Origin of the sequence: Nostoc sp. ChiSLP03a (assembly GCF_034531215.2) — a bacterium.
GTDB lineage: Bacteria > Cyanobacteriota > Cyanobacteriia > Cyanobacteriales > Nostocaceae > Nostoc.
Genome location: NZ_JAVRBQ020000069.1, coordinates 22,941 through 42,825, shown reverse-complemented (window position 1 = coordinate 42,825; position 19,885 = coordinate 22,941). Strand labels below are relative to the sequence as shown.

Genomic DNA, 19,885 nt, shown 5'->3' with positions numbered 1-19,885 from the left:
TTTATAAAGCTGCATAGAATTCGATCCCCCCTAGCCCTCCTTATAAAGGGGGGAACCAGAAAAACATATCAAAGTCCCCCAATTTATCGGGGGATTTAGGGGGATCTAGATATGTGTAACTTCACATTAAATTGGTATAAGAAGGTCTGTATTAAACTCAATTGCAAACGGCAATCAAGGCAGTAGCAACACATCCTTGGGTAGAGACGCGATTCATCGCGTCTCTACAAGTGGTCTATTTGTCGCATTCTTTTTTCAAATTGGTATAAATTCTGGTAGGCTGCTGTTCTCAAACATCTTTCATTACCGAATGGTAGTTTTTTCCCTGAACCTTGGCCAACCTTGACTCCACAAATGAATGTCTTTCAAATCACCCTCTCTACTGCCTAATTTTTAAATACCTACCCTTGAAAGCTGCTCCCTGCCCCCTACTCCCAGCAAGAACAGCCTTATCCCACGACCTACTTACCCTTTCCCCTTGACTTAGGAATCTCTTGTCTAATCTTGAGTCTTTTGTTGATATATTTGCGGCGCAAGAATCACTTGAATTTGCTTTTCGTGGCATTTTTGAGAAAAAATACTAATTTGGTCGGACTCGCCTCCTTCAATTGATAAAGATCGCAAAAATCCTTGAAATCCTAAAAAAGCTAATTCATAAATAGCTTTCTGACTAAAAACACCTTCAAAATAGCCCGTGTGAGTATCAACACCTTGAGGATCTCTATTGTTAAAAGACTTCCGAATAAATGCTAAGGTGAGGAAAATATAATTTCCAAAATTTATCGCTGGCTTTTGAATGGCAGAACTGACTATTCCGATCTGCTTCATCCGATCATCTTTATAATCTGTACAGTCAAAATATGTAAATAAATCTGCGGGTTGTACCAACTCTTCTAACATTTCAGTTATCTCTTCAAGTTTTCTATGTTCGCTACTAGAAGAACGAATTTCTAAATATTTATAAGGATTATCAAGTCTGTAACCTTTGCCATAGTCTTGTTCGTGTAAATTAACAACTCCATATTTGGGTGTGTGACCCACTGAATCATTTTTATTGTTGAAATGTTTAACTGTTATATTACCAAGCCTGTACCCACTAATACGAGTTCGCGCTGGGAAACTAAAATAATTTGCGGCAGTAGAGGTAAATCGTAACGCTAGGTCTCCTTCATTACAAAATATATAAGCTTCTTCACAACGACGTAAAGAAGAACGAAGAAAATTAGCACGTCCTGGCAAGATACTTTCTACAGGAATATCAGGTGCAACTAATACAAGTCTGCCTAATCGAAATACATTACCAATATCCGAATTCGGTTTTTTATTAATAGATTTAACATCAAAAACATCAGAGAGAATCCGAATTACATCTGTAACTACAAAACACCCCATACTATGACTAATAAAAGATAATTTAATCCGCTTATTTGGGAGAAGTTTTGCTGTGTAATCCAACTGTCTGATCAATTCCACTAAATCTGTAGTTCCATAATTACTTGCTCTGTAAATATCACGAAAATAAGTAGATATTCTGAGAATAATTAGTGTAAAAATAATTGAAGATACAATCCCAGATAAAATTAACAACGCTGTGAAAAAGTGGACAGCACTATTACTCAAAATATTTAGAAATAATAAAGCTATGGTAGACAATATACTAATTGTTAGTCCCAAAGCTAAATTAATAGCTAGTAAAGTTGGTAGAGAAGAAAGTGCGTTGATTAGTTTTTGTTTAAAGGAACCAGACTCATCCGTTTTTAGAGGATTTTCTGATGGCCATCTGTATCCGATAAAAATATACTTATTTGATTGTTCAATATGCGTATTAACATATTCATAAATCTTTTTGCACCCCGTCTCTGTATCCGATGGTGTAGAACTATATCCATGAATATTGATAATTATTTCTGGATCGGGGCTTAATTGCAAACTTTGAGAAATTTTCTCAATCATCTGTTGGGTTGAAGGTTCAGCTTTTCCATCATTGAGATTAAAAAACTTTTTATTAGCAATTGATGAGAAATACCTATGAGAATTGTCTTCTTCTGTCTCAACGTTCAGTTTCGCAGTACTAACTACTAAATAACCAGGTATTTTTTCTTGATTAGTTTTTTTAAATTCGTAAATTTTATACGGTTGATTGTCTGGCAGACTCTGATTATCAGGATAAGTCATTAGGTCTATTTCCTTTGACAATTTATATTCAGTATATCGCAATCGCTTTTTGGTAATATAGGAATAATATATGATTTTTGAACAAAATTAAGTATCGTAGTGGCGTGGCAAGGCTAAATTTGTGCATTAGCAAACTCTTGTGAGATGGGCTTATAGCCCGTCCTAATTGGCGGGCTAGATGCCCGCTCCACAAGAAAATTTATTGCAACATTTTAGTCTTGACACACTACTACGTATCTTTTCAGAAATCAAATACTAGTCCTATATCGGGTCAGCCTGCATAGATACTGAGTTCATTCAGTACTTATATCAGTGATTTATAAGCAAATAATCCTTAAAACTGAAAAGTTTTTTGGATTAAAATTCCAATTTTATGGAGAATTCTCCGTTTCAGGAAGGACAATTGTAATTCCATATTTGGGAGCAGTTGCTAATATCCTGTCAATTACTTCTTGAGTTATAGGTAACGGTGGAACTGATGAATTCTCTACTTTAGTTCCGACTTGTGTAAAAAACTTTTCTATTCCACCTGGAGTAGCCCAAATCAGCATTTTAGCTGGTGCAGAACCAATATTTTTAAAACTATGGAGTTGACCTATAGGAGAATGCAAGAATGTTCCGGGAGTTGCTAGAACTGTTTGTTCATCAAGATAAAACTCAATCGAACCTTCAAGAATGTAGAATGCTTCGTCTTCTCGACTATGAATATGTGGCGGCGGGCCTAGTTGGGGTGCAAGTACTACTTCAAACAGTGCATACTTGCCATCTGTTTGTTCGCTCGTAGCTTTAAAGGTGGCTACATCGCCTGCTACTGAATAACTATCACCATCACCTAGTTGCGATAAGATCCCATGATTAATTGTCATTTTCATTATCTCCTGAGTTTCATGACAAACAGATTGCCATGCTTGCACAAATCACTAAAACACAGCCTAGCTATGATTCAAAAGCCCAGTAATTAAGCTCCAATGCGCTACTCACTATTTTTTTGGAAAAGTAATTAAGATAATTATTTCATGCTAAAACTGATATTTACCGGAGGCTTCTATCTAAAGAATTAGTTGTTTTCTGCCTATGGTTGCCTAACGAGTATCAAAAAATCCCCCGTCTATTTGCTGCAAAATACTCCCCAATTTTGGTCAAGATTTGCGATAACACTATTCGATTGCATATTGCTTTCTCTTCCCTTTTTTGTATTTGCACATAATCGATAAAATATTATTGTTAGTTATGAATGGAACATAAATAGATAACGGAGGCGGCAGATCGTGAATGACTGGAATTTGCCCTGGGAAGGTGGATGCCGTTGCGGACAGATACGGTTTCAGGTGAGTGCCCCACCTCTGCTAACGATGGCTTGCCACTGCACGGGTTGTCAGCGAATGACCGCCAGCGCTTTTTCTTTAAGCGCCGCGATCCCAAGCGTTGGGTTCTCAGTACTGAAAGGTCAGCCGACCATTGGCGGTTTACACGGCGCGACCCGCCATTACTTCTGTCCGCACTGCATGAGTTGGATGTTTACTCGCCCGGAAAGAATAAATGAGTTCGTCAACCTTCGTGCAACGATGCTGGACGATGCATCATGGTTCACGCCTTTCATCGAAACTTGGACGAGGGAAAAGCTGCTATGGGCGATGACCACTGCGGTTCATAGCTTCGAGACTCTGCCCAATTACGAAGACTATGCTCTCTTGATAGAAGAATACGCCAAGCAAGCGTCGAAACCTGCACGATGACGAACCGTTTTGGAACGGATTTACGACTGGCCCTTGGTGCGATCGCTACGCCTAGCGCAGGTATCGCTAAGATTAATATTTAACTATTGACTTCTTCATCATGTTCAACCAACTCAGATTTATCTTGTAATGGCTTCACTACCCGTGCGATCGCTTCTTGAATAAAAGCTTTAATAAATTCATCTCGGCGATTAATTTGAAACTGTTTCTGCACAACTTCCGTCATTCCCCCATCACCCCAATCTTGATCGTGACGAAAATATTCAATAAAACTTTTACCAGCAATTCGCGTTAAATAAGCTGCTGTCACGCCTTGAATTGCCCTACCAACCAGAAAGGTAGCAACATTGAGTTGCAAGGCTGTAGATAATAATTGAATTGCTCCTTTAACAATGCCCAAACTGGCGATGGTTTTCGCTAAAGAAAGAGCTAATTCTCGTCCCCGTTCCATATTCAATTCACAGCCATACACTCTGCCAATTTCCACAACCATTTGAGCATTAACTGCGGCTGTGGCTAATAAATCTACAACTGGTATTGGCGTGACTGATACCACACCAGCGCCAATCCATTGAAACCGTTCTACGATTTTGTCAGCTTGACGGCGACGCTGCCCATCAATGAGTTTTCGCGCTTCATCTCCCAATCGCAGAGATTGCAAAAGAATATTATCCGCCACCAAATCTTCACCCTCAGCTCGTAAAACAGCAGCCGTGCGCCGCAGCAAAGGCACAATATCCGGTTCCGGTTGGAAGGTTTCGCCAGTTTCTAGTTGTGCAGGTTGGGGATTGGCAGCGATCGCTACCACATCATTAGTAGCAATAAATCCCCGTACCCGTTGACGCAATCTCGCAAGGATGGATTCTTTATCTTCATCTGTATATAAATCAGTTTTGTTGAGAATTAGGAGCGATCGCTTGCCAATTTCTGCCAACCCCCGCAACGGCTCATATTCTGAGCGTCGTAAGTCATTATCTACCACAAACAACAGTAAATCTGCTTCTGTCGCCAGTTCTCGCGCCATCTGTTCCCGTTCCGTTCCTGCCACCCCTGCTTCTAAAATTCCCGGCGTATCTGTAATTAAAATCTTGCGTTCTAATCCCTTCAACCGCAGACAATAGGTTTCTCCAACCTGAGTTGTACCCATCGGTGCATCTACTTGACCGACCATGCGTCCCATAATCGCATTAACTAGAGAAGTTTTACCAGCACTCCCCGTACCAAATACCACTACTTGAATTTCACCCCGTGCGAGGTTGGCTTCAATCTCTCGCGATCGACTTAATAAAGCTTGACGTGTGACTTCATCTTGAATTTGCGCTACCTGTTGCCGCACAGCCTGGAGAGTTGTAGAAGCTGCATCAGATTTGCCAGCCGGAATTTGGGCCGCAGTCGCTCGCTTTGGGTTGCGACGCGATCGCTTTTCCCCAGATTGAATCACCAATACATAATAAACAAAAGCGGCAACCAAGGCTCCAATCAGGATAATCAGCAACAACAACAGTAAATTGCCTAGCAACGGCGAATAAGATAATTGCCAATAGAGGCGTGACAGGGAATCAATTAGCCATAGGGCTAGCCCCAAAATGACGATCAGACCGACAATCAGCGTTACTAGGCGTGACAGAGGCATGGCTGGGAAGATTTAGTAAGTATTCAGTAGGCAGATGCTTCTAATCTTAATAGTTTCAGCATTTTTTACCAGAGTAGGGGACTTCCTTATATTCGTGTCCGGTTAAAGACTTATCATTGAGAGCGCAGTTCTTGCTGGGGGGAGAAAGAGTTTTCAGGTTTTTGCACAAGTGCAAGAATCATAGCTAATCAGCCGGACATGATATTAAAGCAACTGTTGCATCATCAGTTGTGCAAATAGCCCTGATTGATTTGCTAGTTCAACAAAACTACCCTGCTGCACTACTTTGCCATTTGCAAGTACGTAAATTCGGTCGGCATTTTGAATAGTACTGAGGCGATGAGCGATCGCAACTCTAGTTACCTTCAGCTGTTGTAAACTTTCACTGACAATTGCCTGGGTTCTGTTATCTAAAGCGCTAGTCGCCTCATCGAATAGCAAAATCCGGGGTTTCAACACTAACGCCCTAGCAATCAACAGCCGTTGTCGTTGTCCACCAGAAAGATTACTACCTCCCTCACTGACGATTGTATGCATCTGCATCGGCATTGCTGCAACATCATCTGCTAAACCTGCCATCTGGGCTGCTGACCAAGCTTCGTCCATCGTCACCAAGGCACCACTGGCAATATTCTCGAAAATAGAAGCTGACATCAACCGACTATTTTGCAGTACCACACCCAATTGACGGCGTACAGCATGGACATCCACAGAAGTTAAGTCTTGCCCGTCGTAGTAAATTGTGCCAGATTTGGGTAATTCAAACCCCAACAGTAACCTCAATAAAGTTGATTTCCCGCTGCCAGAAGGCCCAACAATGGCAATAAATTCTCCTGGTTCAGCACGAATGTTGACATCATCTAACGTCAAGGGGCCATCGTCGCGATAGCGAAAAGTTACCCGATCTACAACTAATTTGCCCGATAGCCTACCCGGATCTGCCTGAGCGCAACTAATTTCTGGTTCAGCTTGCAAAATTGGTTGGGCCCGTTGCCACAAGGGTAAAACTTGCAAAACTTCCACAACTGTGCTGCTTAAGCTAGTGGCTCCGTTAATAAACGTACCAAAAGCAACGTTGAATGCTAAGAAAGTGCCAGTGGATAAACCACCTCCTCCAGGAGTTTGGGATTGCCCAATTAAGCTAGTAGCAAACCAGAACAGGGCAGCAGTGGTTAACACAGGTAATACTTGATTGATTACTGCGAGGCTATCTTCAATGCCTTGGGTACTCAGCATTAATTTTAGTTGATGCGTATACTGTTTACCCCAGTAGGCGAAGGCGCGGGTTTCAGCTTTGGCGATTCGGAGTTTGGCAACTCCATTAATTAACTGCACCATTACGCCAAAAATTTGTCCTTGTAGCTCTAGTAATGGGCGAACTTTACGGACAATAAGACTACCAGAGATGATAGTAACGGCAATATTTACCAGTGCCACTGCACAAGCTATGAGAGCTAAGGAAACATTGTAGTAAAATAACAATCCCAGATTCAATAAGGAAAACAAACTGGAGAAGATTGTTTTTAAGACTGTGTTACCGAGTCGCTGGCGGATTTGAGTAATAGCCGTGACTCTAGAATCCAAGTCACCAACTGAGAAAGAGCGAAAAAAGGAAACCTTCAAGTTTAACAATCGATCCCATACTGCGGCTTGGGTGGAGGAATCGGCAAAAGTTTCCAGCCTAATGGTGGCAAACCCAAGTGCTAGTTGAAACAGCGTTCCGCCAAAGGCAGCAGCCACCAAAGCAACAGCAATTTGGCTCAACAAGCCTCGATTAGCATCTGGGATAGCTTTGTCGATCAGGATAGCTGTAGCTTGAGGTGTCAGCATTCCTAATAGGCTAACGCTTATTCCCATTACTACAACTATAATTACTTCTTTGTAATGTCCTTGGAGGGCAAACTGAAGTAAATCAAAAGTTTTCAGCTTTTTATCAGGTAAAGGTCGATAAAATGCGTAGGCAATCTTAGCTAAAACTGCTGCTATGTGAGCATCGACAGAGATAGGCGTTCGTTCTCCAGGAAGGTAGAGTTTGTAATGTGTGTCGGACACTGGTAATAGTGCCACTGGCCGTTTATCTGCAAGTGTAAATGCTAACATCGGCCCGCAATCCTTTTGCCACCAACTGTCCCGTAACTGAATCCGTCGTAAGCGGATACACGAAGCACGAGCGATCGCTTCTACAGGATCTTGGATTCGATTAGAATCTTCTGAGGCAGCTGGCGGATGAATCTTAATTCCCAATGCTCGTCCCACAGCACCAGCAGCAATTAGTAAGGCTTGGTTTGGGTCAGTTGCATCAAGATTACTACTGAATCCGAAACTATTATCTAGCCCGTCTGATTTTGGCTGTGGCAATACGGATGCTAATTCTGCTAACGTCTCTTGCATCACTTGGCTCTCAAGACGTTCTCTAGCTTGAAATCTCAGTAATTCTGCATCCATCTCCTGCCGTTGCAGCAGGTTAATGCAGTGGAGAAAGTAAGTTTGTAGTTGGGACAAACCACCTAACAAAAAATTGATATCTGCGATTTGAACGGTGTTAACACTTTTCAACTCCACAATGTTATTTGCTTGTAACCACATATTTTCAGCCAAAGGCAACATTCCAGAGGCAGAAGTTAACGGCAGTTCCTCAAACCCCATCCATCTAGCATCCCCTTGGAGAATTTGCACCCACGATATTTGATGCGGCTGGAAGATTTGGTCTTCGACTAAGTAGAACTGGCGGGTTTTTGGCAGCGATGTTGGTATCGTTGGCGTAGCGATTCCAGCAAGTACCGAACCTAATTGATAAATCCAGCGTTCTATCAGAGTTACTACTTCTTTATTAGCGTCAGCAAACAACTGGTTAAAGTCTGCTCTGGATACTTTGAAAATTTCTGTCTCCTCAAGTGACACTGCTAAAACCTCTTGCTGCTTGCCCTCTAAACTTGGTGCGATCGCAAACATCGCTTGTCCAGCTGTGCTACTAAATAAATAGCGACGAGTGCCTTCGGGAATGCCATCATTAACTGCGATCGCAAATAGCGCCAAGTAACCAGATTTCACTAGCCAAATTGTTTCCGGGTCATCTAGCAGTAGCGATTCATTGCATTGAAAACGATAGTGTTGTCCTTTGAGGTTTGCAAAGGATAACAGGGATGAGGGAGACAAGGGGGACAAGGAAGTATTTTCTTTCCCTGCCTCCCCTGCTCCCCCTGCTCCTCTGCTCCCCTGCTCCCCTGCTCCCTGCTCCCCTGCTCCTCTGCTCCCCTGCTCCCCTGCCTCTTCTGCTCCCTCACTGCGAATTAATTGTAAGTACGGCCCTTCAACTTGCTGCAATTGTGCATGGCTTCCCCGTTGGACTATCTTGCCGCGATCGAGGACAATAATTTCATCACAATCTCGGATAGTCGAGAGTCGATGCGCCACGATGATACAAGTGCAACCGCGCAACCGCAGATTACGACTGACGATCTTTTCTGTTTCGGCATCCAGGGCGCTGGTGGCTTCATCCACGATCAGGATACTGGGATTATTCACCAAAGCACGGGCAATTTCTAGCCGTTGCCTTTGACCACCACTCAAATTAGTAGCACCTTCTAAAAGGTCAGCATGATAGCCTCCAGGTAGTGAAAGGATGACATCGTGAAGCGCTGCGTCTTGACAAGCTCGGACAAGATGACTTTCAGGTATGGTAGTATCCCAAAGCGTCAAGTTGTCTCTGACGCTGCCAGCAAATAACAAAATCTCTTGCTCGACGACAGAAATAGAATTGGCTAGTATCTGGCGAGAAATTTGCTCTCTAGGTTTGCCGTCAAATCGAATTTCTCCCTGCCACAGTTCGTACAGCCCACATAAAAGTTTGGCAACAGTAGACTTCCCAGAACCACTCCCACCCACCAAAGCAACTCGCTGCCCTGGCTGGAGTGAGAGACTAAAATTTTCAATTAGCGGCGGGGCAATTTGACTATAGCCAAATGTCACATTGCATAATTCAACATACCCCTGGAGTTTGGGAAGAGGGTAGGGAGATAAGAGAGACAAGGAGGACAAGGGAGACAAGGAAGTAATTTCTTCCCCTGCTCTCCCTGCTCCCCCTGCCTCCCCTGCTCCCCTGCTCCCCTGCTCCCTGCTCCCTGCCCCCCTGCCTATTTCCTGCAACTGTCGGTCAATGGGGTTACGTAAGACATCATCAAGGCGAGTCAGATTACCTTCCATCTCTTGAAGTTCGCTTCCCAGGCTGATGAGATTACTGACTGGGGCGAAAAACCTTTGCATCATGCCAAGAAAGGCTATTAACATACCGATGCTCAAGGCTCCATCCATGACTCGCAAACCGCCTACAGCTAAAAGCAGCATGGAAGCGATCGCTGACAGAAAAGATGGTAAAACACCTATTGTCTGGTTTGTTTCTTCTAATTCCTGGTGGGTGTTGATCGCTTTGGCATAATGACCCGCCCAGCGAGAGAAGAAATCTGATTCTAATCCAGATGCTTTTAGCGTCTCCATACTCTGAAGACCAGAAATTTCGACGCCACGAACTTTTCCCTCTTCTTGGATGAGTTTAATATTGGCATCTGTGCGCCGCCTTCTCACCCACTGTAAGGCGGCAAGGTTGATCGCGACAAAGGCGATCGCAATTAAAGTTAGTACAACATCATATTGCAGCATCACTACTACATATATAAATACTGATACTGTTGCGATCGCAGTAGTCGCTAATTCACCAGAAAGCATATTAGCAATGCTGTCGTTGAGTTGTATGCGGCTACTGATTTCTCCGGCATATCGCTGATCGTAAAAACTAACGGGTAGGCGTAAAATGTGCCACAGATACCGACTCTCCATGCCCACGGACAACTTAATTTTCATTTGACGCAAAAACTGCAACTGTAGCAGCGTCAAAAATCCACTGAGTCCGGCTGTGAAGATCATGCCTAAAATTAGGGGACGCAACCACTCATACCGATGCTCAATCAATATGTTGTCTACAAATACTTGGGAAAAAGCAGGTAGCGCCAGTCCCGGAATTACTAACAAAAATCCTGCCAGCACGCAGTAAAGTAATGCGCCAATGGAGCCTTGCAACCGCGACCACAAAGCTAAGATTGTGCTAGGTTTACGTCCTCCGCGTTGAAACTCCGAACCAGGCTCTAGAACTAGCACCACACCTGTGTAAGCGCCGCTGAATTCTTCCAAGGAGACGATGCGTCGTCCAGTAGCAGGGTCATTGAGATAAACTCGCTGTTTGCCGATTCCCTCTACTACTAAAAAATGGTTAAAGTTCCAAAATACAATGTAGGGAAATTTTAACTGCGACAAGCCAGCTAAGTTGGTTTTAAAGCTTTTAGCGTTGAGTCGATAATTTCTGGCAGCCTTCAAGATATTTAAGGCACTAACTCCATCCCGCGAGACACCGCACGCTTGCCTCAGTTCTGTTAGTGGGACAATCCGATTGTAATAACCGAGAATAATTCCCAAAGCAGCAGCACCGCACTCTACTACCTCCATTTGCAGCAGAGTCGGAGTATGACACCGCTTGTTTTTTGGCAAGCGCCCTAATATATTTTGCAGATTTCGCCAGAACATAAAAATATTTTTTAATCATTACTTCCTCATTCCCCCGATCGCTAATATCAGGAAATGCCACTCCAGGATCTCAGAATCGGTAGAACAAAGGTAATTGGGGCGCGTTCTTCCACAGTGACTTGGACTGAGGTGGTAGTTCCAGAAGTGATTTTCATGTGTGGCCCTTGAGAAGAAGACCATTTGTAATCGCTGAAGGTGGAATTGTCTGGTTGCAGTCGCGCAGTAATTAGCATCTGTGGCCCTTGTGACATCAAAGCTTCCACAAATTCGGAATTGCCGACTACACTTAATGCACCTTCTTTAGTCACAGGAAAGGCTGAGACTTCTGTGACAGCACCGATGATCCCACCAAAGCGTTCGCGTTGTACTGTAGTAGGTGTGACTTGTAACTTCATCCCTGGTTGAATTTGTTTGCCATCGCCAACGGGAAAAAATGCCACACTCACAGGTTGAGCCGATCGCTTTTGTGCAGCGATCGCACCTATAGGTGTACCCTGTAAAACAACCTGTCCGGGACTTGCGGAGATTTCTAAAATTCGTCCAGAGTAACTGCTCTTAACTAAGCTGTTGCTTGATAGTTGCAGTGCTAATTGCACAATATTTCGCTGAACTTCCTGAATTTCTTTTTTGCGGTTGGTTACACTTTCTAAATCTTGTTGCGCCGCAGTCGCTTCTTTGCTATCTAGTTGTTTTAATTGCGCTTGCAAATCTTTAATTGAGTTCAAATTCTCTAAATATTGTCGTTGGGCATCTGCTTCTTTGACATCTAGTTGCTTGAGCTGCGATTCGGCTTCATTAATTTGGGTGACAGCATTTAAGTAGTCTTGCTGTGACTGTAGAACTGTATCGCCAGAAATTGCTCCCTCTTGCAATAGCTGCTGGCGGTTGGTCAATCTCTGTTTGAAGGTAGGTAAGAGATCCCGCAGTGCTTGTAAGCTTTGGGTTTGATTGGCGCGATCGCGTTGAATCGAATTTAGCCCTTTCTCTCTTAAAATCGGGGTGAGTTTTTGTACCGCCTGGAGGTTTTGCTGCAAAGATTGGCGTTGCTGCTTCATCGCTTCTTTGTCTGCGTTTTGCCGTTGCACTTGCACTAAGCTAGCAGCGCGATCTTCTGTTTGTAGTTGCCCTAATTTAGAGCGGACTAGTTGTAGCTGTTTCATCAGTTCGCTTTGGTCTAGCGTCGCCAGCACATCTCCTCTATTTACAAAGTCGCCAACCCGAACATTGATTGTTCGCAATTTACCTGCGATCGGTGACTGGAATGAGGTAATTGTACTGGGATAGACTATGATTCCAGTACCCGTTACTGTAATTGGGATTCGACCTAAAAAACTCCAAGTCAGCCCCGTTGCCACCAAGGAACCAACAGCAACTAAAGGTAGCCACTTTTTCGGGCTGACTACCTGCATAATTTGATCTAGTTCTTCCGGCGAAGAAGCACGCTCTAAAGCTTCTTTGCGGAATAAGTCGCTTTTTTGATTAATCACTATAAATCATCCCAATTTGCATTGCATTCAGAAGGAATTGGGTATTAGGCTGACAACTGAATAAAAAATTACCTTCTGTCTTCAGCGGAAGGCGAATATGTTTTGTTTGCTTTGGCATACTAATATTCAGATGCAAAAATCAACCTACCATCTGATGAAAGGTCGAAAGCTGAGAAAATCATTTATTTTTAAATTTTGCGATTTTGCGTAGACGAAGAGTAACTTTTGTTAAAGTAACGATTTTGAAATCTTTATATGAAAACATTGACGGGTGGGTAAGAAGTAAGGGATAATAGTGATTGGTCGCTTACCTTTTGACCTTTCGTTATTATCCGGCTTACACCCGCCAATGTTCGTGTAACGTTGTAAAGGGTTGTGATGCCAATAATAGCCAGACCACTATGTTATAAGATGTCTGTAGCTTATTCGTAAGGGTCGTTTGTAGTCCTTTGTCAGTTGTTCGTAGCAATTGGCAAAGGATTACTGTTTAATAACTGTCCTAACGAAATAATGCATAACTTACATACTTGCTAGCTTAGTGCTGTTTTGATTTGTAATGATGATACAAATCATACATATAGAAATTTTTGGCAATACAAACCGTTAAGGTGACTTTTGTTGAGGTGATAACTCAACATGAGCGTGCTATGGAGATAACGTAGTACCTATTAGTACTAGAAGCGCACGCGGTCTTTGCTATTATCAATCCCTTGCTTTGATGTTTGAATAACCTTAGCATCTCCTCCACCAATTGCTATTGCAACACCAACTTGATTGGATACTTGTACGTTTCCACCTTTGGCTTTAACGTCAATTTTAGCCTTGGTATCGATATCTACACCTCCGCGTCCTCCGACAATTTCACTGATTTCTTCATCAGTTAACTCGGTCATGACTGCGAGTGTTTCTTGTTCAACTGTTACAATTGACACAAAAATTCCTTCCTTGTACAAAATGGTTTTGGAATAGTGAAATCTTGATTTTACTTAACCAATTAATAGAAATATTTAGATGCTTAAAATAATAAGTATCTATCAACTTTTACAATCAAATATGTTGTTAAAATGCATTAATATAATGTGCTTAACGACAATTTGTTATTGGTTTTGTTTTGAATTTCACTATGTTTAAACAATACAGGTTTTTCAAAATATTTTATATAAAGAAATGATGAAGTTAGTAGAAAGTTTTTTAAAGATTGGTCTTTTAAGAAATATCAAATATCGGTATTAATTGAAATTAAAAAAAGGTAAGATAAGTCAAAGGTGTATCTAAAAATAAGGTTTTTCAAAGTAACTATATATATCACAAATCCTTGCTGTATAAGTAACAAATAACATCTTAAATTATTCATAAAATAATATCCCCAACTTATAAATAAGTTGGGGATACGTACCTTCAATTGGGTACATAAACCGTGAATTTAATTTGAGTTACTGTGAATGCTAAATGGCTGAAGTCACTGTTGAATCTATTGTTTGTACAACTCCATTTATCAGTGTGAATCTTCTTCTTGTGCGTGTTCTTTGCTTAGTTTTCGTATTCACAATGTCCTGATTGGAGTCTTGAACAACAGCATCATTTCCATCAGTTGAAGTCGCATTTATCTGTGATGAAAAATCTAAAACAATACTAATACCTCCCACTATTCCTTTTAATTCGCCATCTATCAGTTCCTCGACAATAACTTTTCGATTACAGGTGGATTGAAAACTCACTTGATTGATAGTAGTCATAAATTTCTCCAGAAGTATGCAGACATGTTGTGTCTGAGATGTATTTACAAATAGCAGCTTATTTAATAATTTGTCAACAGATTATAAAAAATATCTTACTTTTCCTAACTAACTTACTTTTCTCTTTTTTAATTTTCACTTCTCTAATTTTTTCTAGCTTTATTACTAATATTTCTAGAATATACAAGCTTCATATTACGATTTTTCATCAAAAAAGATTGCCGTCTAGTCTTTGCCATCCGACAAACGTGAATTATCAATAAAAGCTGTAAAAACATTTGTTCGATGTTTGCCAAACTACTGCTAATGTTGGCAGCATCACGCATCTTTATTACGGCATTGAACCGCTGAAATCTCAAATCTTCAATCTCAATTCAAACTTCTGACACAAATAGGTTTTTTGTAAACACAGAAGTGACATGAGAAAATTCAGAAGTCAGAATAATCTGACTTCTGGCTACAGTAACAAACAATGAGGAGTGTACAATTGGTGTTATATTAAATATGATTTGAGCGACAAGGAAGGTGAATTTGTAGTATTTTTTTGGTCAACAAACTTTTATAAAAATTACAACCTTTACAGGTTAACATTTTTATACTAGCTGCTTCCTTGACTTTATTTACTTCTCAAAAATCACCTTGAGTTGTTTTATGATATTGATTCGCTCAAATTCACCTCATGTATTAGAAACTAAATTTTTTACACTTTACTTTCGTCGAATTACTATCCAACAAAATTCTGGAGAGATGCGCCCAAGTCTGCGACTAAACCGGCCACTCGTCCAAATAGCCCGTCAATCAATCCTCCTCCCACTACTCCGTCTAATTCTTCCTCATTAATTTCTTCCAAAATGATTTCTTGATTGTTGGGTTGTGTCAATTCATTAACGTTAGTCATAATTTTCTCCAAAAAAAAAGTGCGTAGGCATTTGTGCCTTGGATGTACTTACAAATATCAATTTATCTAAAAGTTTGTCAACAGTTTTTAGAAAAGATCCTACTTATCCCACTTATCCCAATTATCCCACTTATCCCACTTATCCCACTTTTTAAATCTCAGTTTATTTAACTTTCTTCCTAATATTTTAATAACCTGACAATAGGTGTGAAATAAGCAGTTATTCAAAAATTTACCTAACATTTTAATAACCCGACAATAGATGTCAAACAAGCTGGTTATTATGAAATTATCTAATTTACGACCTGCTAATGAGGGTGAAATAAGCAGTTATTGGGAAAGTTACGTTAAAGATTTGATCGGCCGCGTTCAATATTCCGTAGCTTGCCACCGCAGACATCGGCAGGGATAAAATTAATCTGGTACAACCAGTAAAAACCTGGTATTAAAAATTGATCTGGCAATGACCGTATTGGATTGCTCCTCACACCTTTTGCAGGTAGATATTCAACTACCAGACGACTTAGCACCATTGTCATTTATGTTCTTGGGTTCCCTGGTTGGTTCTAGCAAGAGCCAAGCAATACTGAAAATGCTTTCCATTATGCGCGCTCGCTCAGACTATCGCCTTATCTGTTTGGACAGGTTAGGCGAAATCCTTGAAAAATTCGTTGATGACACCACCCTCGTATATAACCAGCAGAGAAGGCAGGGGAGGAATTTTGTAAGTTGCTAAATCATTCCGCTTTCTCTGCAACGCCAAAAATTGTAACAATGTCAGAATACATCCATCTACATCAATTCAGGCAAGATTTTAATATGCAGACTATCGCTAAAAAGTCAATAAATAAATCTTGGGCTGGTGCGATCGCAGAACCAGCAAAAGAATTTCCCCTTACTCAACTGTCAATTATTTCTGGTAAAATTCCAGATGGCTTGCGTGGCACACTTTACCGCAATGGCCCCGCACGGCTAGAACGCGGTGGCGATCGTGTTGGACACTGGTTTGATGGAGATGGGGCAATTCTCGGCATCCATTTCACAGATGCAGGAGCTAGCGGAGTCTATCGCTATGTGCAAACAGCAGAATATCAAGCTGAAACTCAAGCAGATAGGTTTCTTTATGGTGTCTATGGGATGCATCCGCCAGGCCCCATCTGGAAGCGCTGGGGTCAACAGATCAAGAATGCAGCGAACACCTCAGTGTTGGCTTTACCTGATAAATTGTTGGCTTTATGGGAAGCAACCAATCCTTATGCCCTTGATTTGCAAACTTTAGAAACGAAGGGATTGGATGATTTAGGCGCTTTGGATGACGGATTACCTTATTCTGCTCATTACAAACGCGATTCCCAAACAGGCGAGATTTTTAACTTTGGAATCAGTATCGGAAGTTCTGTACAACTGAATCTCTACAAAAGCGATGCTACTGGCAAAATTATCCAAAAAACTGCTTTTAAGTTAGATCGCTACTCGATAATGCATGATTTTGTTTTAACTCAAAAGTATCTGGTGTTTTTCATGCCACCGTTGCGGATGAAAATGCTGTCACTTTTGTTAGGTTTGACTACCTTTAGTGAATCTCTGTTGTGGGAACCTCAATTAGGAACCCAGGTGTTAATCTTTGATCGCGAAAATTTATCCTTAGTTAGTCGTGGCGAAACCGATCCTTGGTTCAATTGGCATTTTGGCAATGGTTGTGAAGATAAAGACGGTTCCGTGGTTTTGGACATGGTGCGATATGCAGATTTTCACCAAACTAATGAATATCTCAGAGAATTTGCAAGTGGTGAGACGCACACAGTTACTAGAGGAACATTGTGGCAAGTCCGCCTCAATCCTCAAACTGGTAAAGTTATAGAAATGCAGGAAGTTGTCAATCGCAAGTGTGAATTTCCTGTAGTGCAGCGATCGCAAGTTGGACAACCTTGGCGCTATACTTACATATCATTAATGCCCCAAAGAGGGGATATAGACAAAGAATTGTTCAGTGCGATCGCCCGCTTCGACTACAAAACTGAAACCCTCACCGAAGCAGACTTAGGAGAAAACCGCTATCCTTCAGAACCCATCTATGCCCAAGATGTCCAAAACTCCGAGCAAGGCTGGGTGCTAACTGTTGTATACGATGCTAATACTCATAGTAGTGAAGTTTGGGTATTTGATAGCGATCGCCTGGATGCAGAACCCGTTTGCAAACTAGGATTACCTAGCGTCATTCCCCACAGCTTCCACGGCACTTGGAAGCCAGCTTAACAATTTGGGGAATGAAGCAGGGGAGTCGGGGAGTTATGAGTTATGAGTTGGAGCAGGGGGACAAGGAGGAATTATTGAACAAGTCTCTCCCAAGTCTTCCCCCTCTGACTTGTCTACCTTTGTCTGTTCTTCATACCCAATACCCAATGCTCAATACCCAATGCCCAATGCCCAATGCCCAATGCCCAATGCCCAATGCCCAATGCCCAATTCACCTAATCTTTGATAATTGCTAAGTGTAAAAACGTAGTATCCTACATATTGGTATCTAAAAATAAGTCCAAAATCATGAGGAGAAACCGGATAGCATTACTACTTAGCGGAGTGATTGTCAGCTTTGGACTGTCATCATTGTTAGCTCAAGCACAACAAAAGGTTTCTGATGCCCAAGTCGCGGCAATGGTAGAGGCGCTACGACTAGCTGCACCGCAGACCGGCACCACAAATGATGGACTTTACAGTGAATGGCAAGTTAAACCAGAAACCTTAAAAGGCTGGTCGAAATATTGTCTTAAACAAGAACTAACACCAACGCAGTTTGAAAATAGTCCCGCAAAAGCACGCCAAGTTGTATCTTGCATTACGCGCCGTGAGTTTAACAAGCAATTTGTCGCCAACAGTAATAATGAAACTGCTGCTGTGCGTGGCGTCGGTTGTTGGTGGATGACTGGCAGCTATACAGGCTGCAACAGTGGATTTACTGCTACATATCTTCAAAAAGTTGTCGGTTTTTACCAGCAGCAGCGTTCAAAACCAAAAACTACTCCATAGATATCACCAAATTAGGGACTTCCAAGTAAAAAAATATTCCATAGCAGAGGGACAAGGGGGACAAGGGGGACAAGGAAGAAAGAAGTCTAGTTGAGTAGACAAATTGGATAATTTATTTTTTGGAGTTCCCTTAATCGCCGCGATGGTTATATCTAAACAAGGGATTGTTTGAACTTTGCTAATGCTGTTAGAATGCCTCAATGTCAAAAAAGCAACATCTATTAAACAAAAAACTCGGTTGGTCTTTGGATGAGCGAGATCCAAAGTTCATAGAATCTCTGATGCCCCTAGTTGGCTTTTTCTATCAGTACTATTTCCAAGTTCAAACTAGTGGCTGGGAAAATATTCCATCCCAGCAAAAAGTTTTGTTTGTTGGTTCGCACAATGGTGGACTCGCAGCCCCAGATATGGTAATGATGATGTACGACTGGTTCCGAAGATTTGGTGTAGAAAAACCAGTTTATGGTTTGATGCATCCCAAGGCTTGGCAGGTTAGCCCACCACTAGCGCAACTAGTCGCCAAAACTGGAGCAATCATTGCTCATCCAAAAATGGCTTACGCTGCCTTACGCTCTGGAGCGAGTCTGCTAGTTTATCCCGGTGGAGCCGAAGATATCTTCCGACCGAATTATTTACGTAATAAAATCTACTTAGCTGGGCGACAAGGATTTATCAAGTTAGCGTTACGAGAAAATGTGCCGATTGTGCCTGTGATTTCTTGGGGCGCTCACGATACACTTATTGTTATCGCTGACTGCTACAAAGTTGCGCGGCAACTCCACGAATGGGGAATGCCTTGGCTATTAGGTATCGACCCAGAAGTTTTTCCAATCTATCTCGGACTGCCTTGGGGATTAGCAATTGGCCCATTACCCAATATTCCATTACCAGTGCCCATATATACGCGGATTTGTCCGCCAATTGTATTTGAACGCTACGGTCGTGAAGCAGCTAGCGATCGCTATTATGTCAATGAATGTTATGAATTAGTTGTTAGTCAGATGCAGCAAGAGTTAGATAACTTAATAAAGCTAACTGCTCAGACCAATTCTCTTTGAATAGTTATGAGTTAAAAGTTTTGAATCTTGAATTTATATCAAGTTCGGATAATCACTTATGATTACCGTATCTGTGCAAAAATTCCAAAAGTCTCTTTCCCCCTGCTCCCTCCCCCCAGCAAGAACTACCGTCTTAATGATAAGTCTTTTACCGGACACGATATGAGGCGATTGGTTGAGAGCCGAATGGTACCCAAACTCGACGCAGAATCGGATGAAGTCCAAGACGATAGCGAAGCTCCTCGAGCGTCTGTTCGTCCACGCTCCAACCCTCAATTTCAGCATTTGGATATCGAGTTTGAAGAAATTTCAGCCTCAAATTCAGTTTTTTTTCCAATTTTCTTGCTCAATGCGATCGCACTTGCAGAATGTGGATTATACAGCAATTTTCATTTGCATGAAGTACAAAGTTACGGGTTTTGAGGCAGGAGGCAGGAGGAAGAGGTAAACACTGTTTATATCTGATAAATCAGTCCTGAATTTTGTACCTCACTTACTTGCAATCTGCTGTATCTTATATAAAACTCCTATTTGATTTTTGAACAAGACTCAGTACGGTAT

14 protein-coding genes and 1 pseudogene are annotated in these 19,885 nt (G+C 41.8%); 5 read left to right on the top strand and 10 right to left on the bottom strand.

Going from position 1 to position 19,885, the window contains the following annotated elements; all coding sequences use genetic code 11:
• Positions 1–498 precede the first annotated feature (498 nt).
• Together RMY32_RS11890 and RMY32_RS11885 are read right to left on the bottom strand one after the other, a co-directional pair.
• Entirely contained in the window at positions 499–2,175 is a 1,677-nt protein-coding gene (locus RMY32_RS11890; protein WP_322714766.1) for an alpha/beta hydrolase, read from the bottom strand.
• Between the two features lie 371 nt (positions 2,176–2,546).
• Positions 2,547–3,041 carry a quercetin 2,3-dioxygenase gene (locus tag RMY32_RS11885; protein WP_322714765.1) on the bottom strand — a complete coding sequence of 165 codons (495 nt, stop codon included), beginning with the start codon at positions 3,039–3,041 and terminating at the stop codon, positions 2,547–2,549.
• Between the two features lie 486 nt (positions 3,042–3,527).
• Here RMY32_RS11885 and RMY32_RS11880 point away from each other — a divergent pair, with 486 nt between their 5' ends.
• Complete coding sequence (locus tag RMY32_RS11880; protein WP_322714764.1) at positions 3,528–3,911, top strand: GFA family protein; 384 nt, start codon at positions 3,528–3,530, stop codon at positions 3,909–3,911.
• Positions 3,912–3,990: 79 nt separating this feature from the next.
• Here RMY32_RS11880 and RMY32_RS11875 read toward each other — a convergent pair whose 3' ends face one another.
• The 8 genes and pseudogenes from RMY32_RS11875 to RMY32_RS11840 form a co-directional block, all read right to left on the bottom strand.
• Positions 3,991–5,544 (bottom strand): GTP-binding protein, encoded by a 1,554-nt coding sequence (locus RMY32_RS11875; protein ID WP_322714763.1) that lies wholly within the window; start codon positions 5,542–5,544, stop codon positions 3,991–3,993.
• A 204-nt stretch (positions 5,545–5,748) separates the two neighbouring features.
• Positions 5,749–8,685, bottom strand: coding sequence for an NHLP bacteriocin export ABC transporter permease/ATPase subunit (locus RMY32_RS11870; RefSeq protein ID WP_409882798.1), 2,937 nt, complete (start codon positions 8,683–8,685; stop codon positions 5,749–5,751).
• Positions 8,686–8,820: 135 nt separating this feature from the next.
• Positions 8,821–11,118: pseudogene (locus RMY32_RS11865) on the bottom strand (NHLP family bacteriocin export ABC transporter peptidase/permease/ATPase subunit); the annotation flags it as partial.
• A gap of 47 nt (positions 11,119–11,165) precedes the next feature.
• Entirely contained in the window at positions 11,166–12,605 is a 1,440-nt protein-coding gene (locus RMY32_RS11860; protein ID WP_322714762.1) for an NHLP bacteriocin system secretion protein, read from the bottom strand.
• Positions 12,606–13,279: 674 nt separating this feature from the next.
• Positions 13,280–13,537, bottom strand: a complete 258-nt coding sequence (locus tag RMY32_RS11855) for a hypothetical protein (protein ID WP_322714761.1) — start codon at positions 13,535–13,537, stop codon at positions 13,280–13,282.
• A 513-nt stretch (positions 13,538–14,050) separates the two neighbouring features.
• Entirely contained in the window at positions 14,051–14,341 is a 291-nt protein-coding gene (locus RMY32_RS11850) for a hypothetical protein (protein ID WP_322714760.1), read from the bottom strand.
• Between the two features lie 724 nt (positions 14,342–15,065).
• A complete protein-coding gene (locus RMY32_RS11845) occupies positions 15,066–15,239 on the bottom strand; it encodes a hypothetical protein (protein WP_322714759.1) in 174 nt (57 codons plus the stop codon).
• Positions 15,240–15,586: 347 nt separating this feature from the next.
• Entirely contained in the window at positions 15,587–15,778 is a 192-nt protein-coding gene (locus RMY32_RS11840) for a hypothetical protein (protein WP_322714758.1), read from the bottom strand.
• Between the two features lie 280 nt (positions 15,779–16,058).
• On the opposite strand from RMY32_RS11840, the gene RMY32_RS11835 reads away from it, so the two are divergent.
• The 4 genes from RMY32_RS11835 to RMY32_RS11820 all read left to right on the top strand — a co-directional run bounded on the left by RMY32_RS11835 (position 16,059) and on the right by RMY32_RS11820 (position 19,747).
• Positions 16,059–17,495, top strand: coding sequence for a carotenoid oxygenase family protein (locus tag RMY32_RS11835; RefSeq protein WP_322714757.1), 1,437 nt, complete (start codon positions 16,059–16,061; stop codon positions 17,493–17,495).
• Between the two features lie 288 nt (positions 17,496–17,783).
• A complete protein-coding gene (locus RMY32_RS11830; protein ID WP_322714756.1) occupies positions 17,784–18,266 on the top strand; it encodes a hypothetical protein in 483 nt (160 codons plus the stop codon).
• A gap of 200 nt (positions 18,267–18,466) precedes the next feature.
• Entirely contained in the window at positions 18,467–19,324 is an 858-nt protein-coding gene (locus RMY32_RS11825) for a lysophospholipid acyltransferase family protein (protein ID WP_322714755.1), read from the top strand.
• A 186-nt stretch (positions 19,325–19,510) separates the two neighbouring features.
• Positions 19,511–19,747 (top strand): hypothetical protein, encoded by a 237-nt coding sequence (locus RMY32_RS11820; RefSeq protein WP_409882793.1) that lies wholly within the window; start codon positions 19,511–19,513, stop codon positions 19,745–19,747.
• The last annotated feature ends 138 nt before the right edge of the window (positions 19,748–19,885 follow it).

Coding starts and splice junctions, on each gene's coding strand:
- RMY32_RS11890 (WP_322714766.1), bottom strand. CDS start 2,175: ATGACTTATCCTGATAATCAGAGTCTGCCAGACAATCAACCGTATAAA.
- RMY32_RS11885 (WP_322714765.1), bottom strand. CDS start 3,041: ATGACAATTAATCATGGGATCTTATCGCAACTAGGTGATGGTGATAGT.
- RMY32_RS11880 (WP_322714764.1), top strand. CDS start 3,528: ATGGCTTGCCACTGCACGGGTTGTCAGCGAATGACCGCCAGCGCTTTT.
- RMY32_RS11875 (WP_322714763.1), bottom strand. CDS start 5,544: ATGCCTCTGTCACGCCTAGTAACGCTGATTGTCGGTCTGATCGTCATT.
- RMY32_RS11850 (WP_322714760.1), bottom strand. CDS start 14,341: ATGACTACTATCAATCAAGTGAGTTTTCAATCCACCTGTAATCGAAAA.
- RMY32_RS11845 (WP_322714759.1), bottom strand. CDS start 15,239: ATGACTAACGTTAATGAATTGACACAACCCAACAATCAAGAAATCATT.
- RMY32_RS11840 (WP_322714758.1), bottom strand. CDS start 15,778: ATGACAATGGTGCTAAGTCGTCTGGTAGTTGAATATCTACCTGCAAAA.
- RMY32_RS11835 (WP_322714757.1), top strand. CDS start 16,059: ATGCAGACTATCGCTAAAAAGTCAATAAATAAATCTTGGGCTGGTGCG.
- RMY32_RS11830 (WP_322714756.1), top strand. CDS start 17,784: ATGAGGAGAAACCGGATAGCATTACTACTTAGCGGAGTGATTGTCAGC.
- RMY32_RS11825 (WP_322714755.1), top strand. CDS start 18,467: ATGTCAAAAAAGCAACATCTATTAAACAAAAAACTCGGTTGGTCTTTG.
- RMY32_RS11820 (WP_409882793.1), top strand. CDS start 19,511: ATGGTACCCAAACTCGACGCAGAATCGGATGAAGTCCAAGACGATAGC.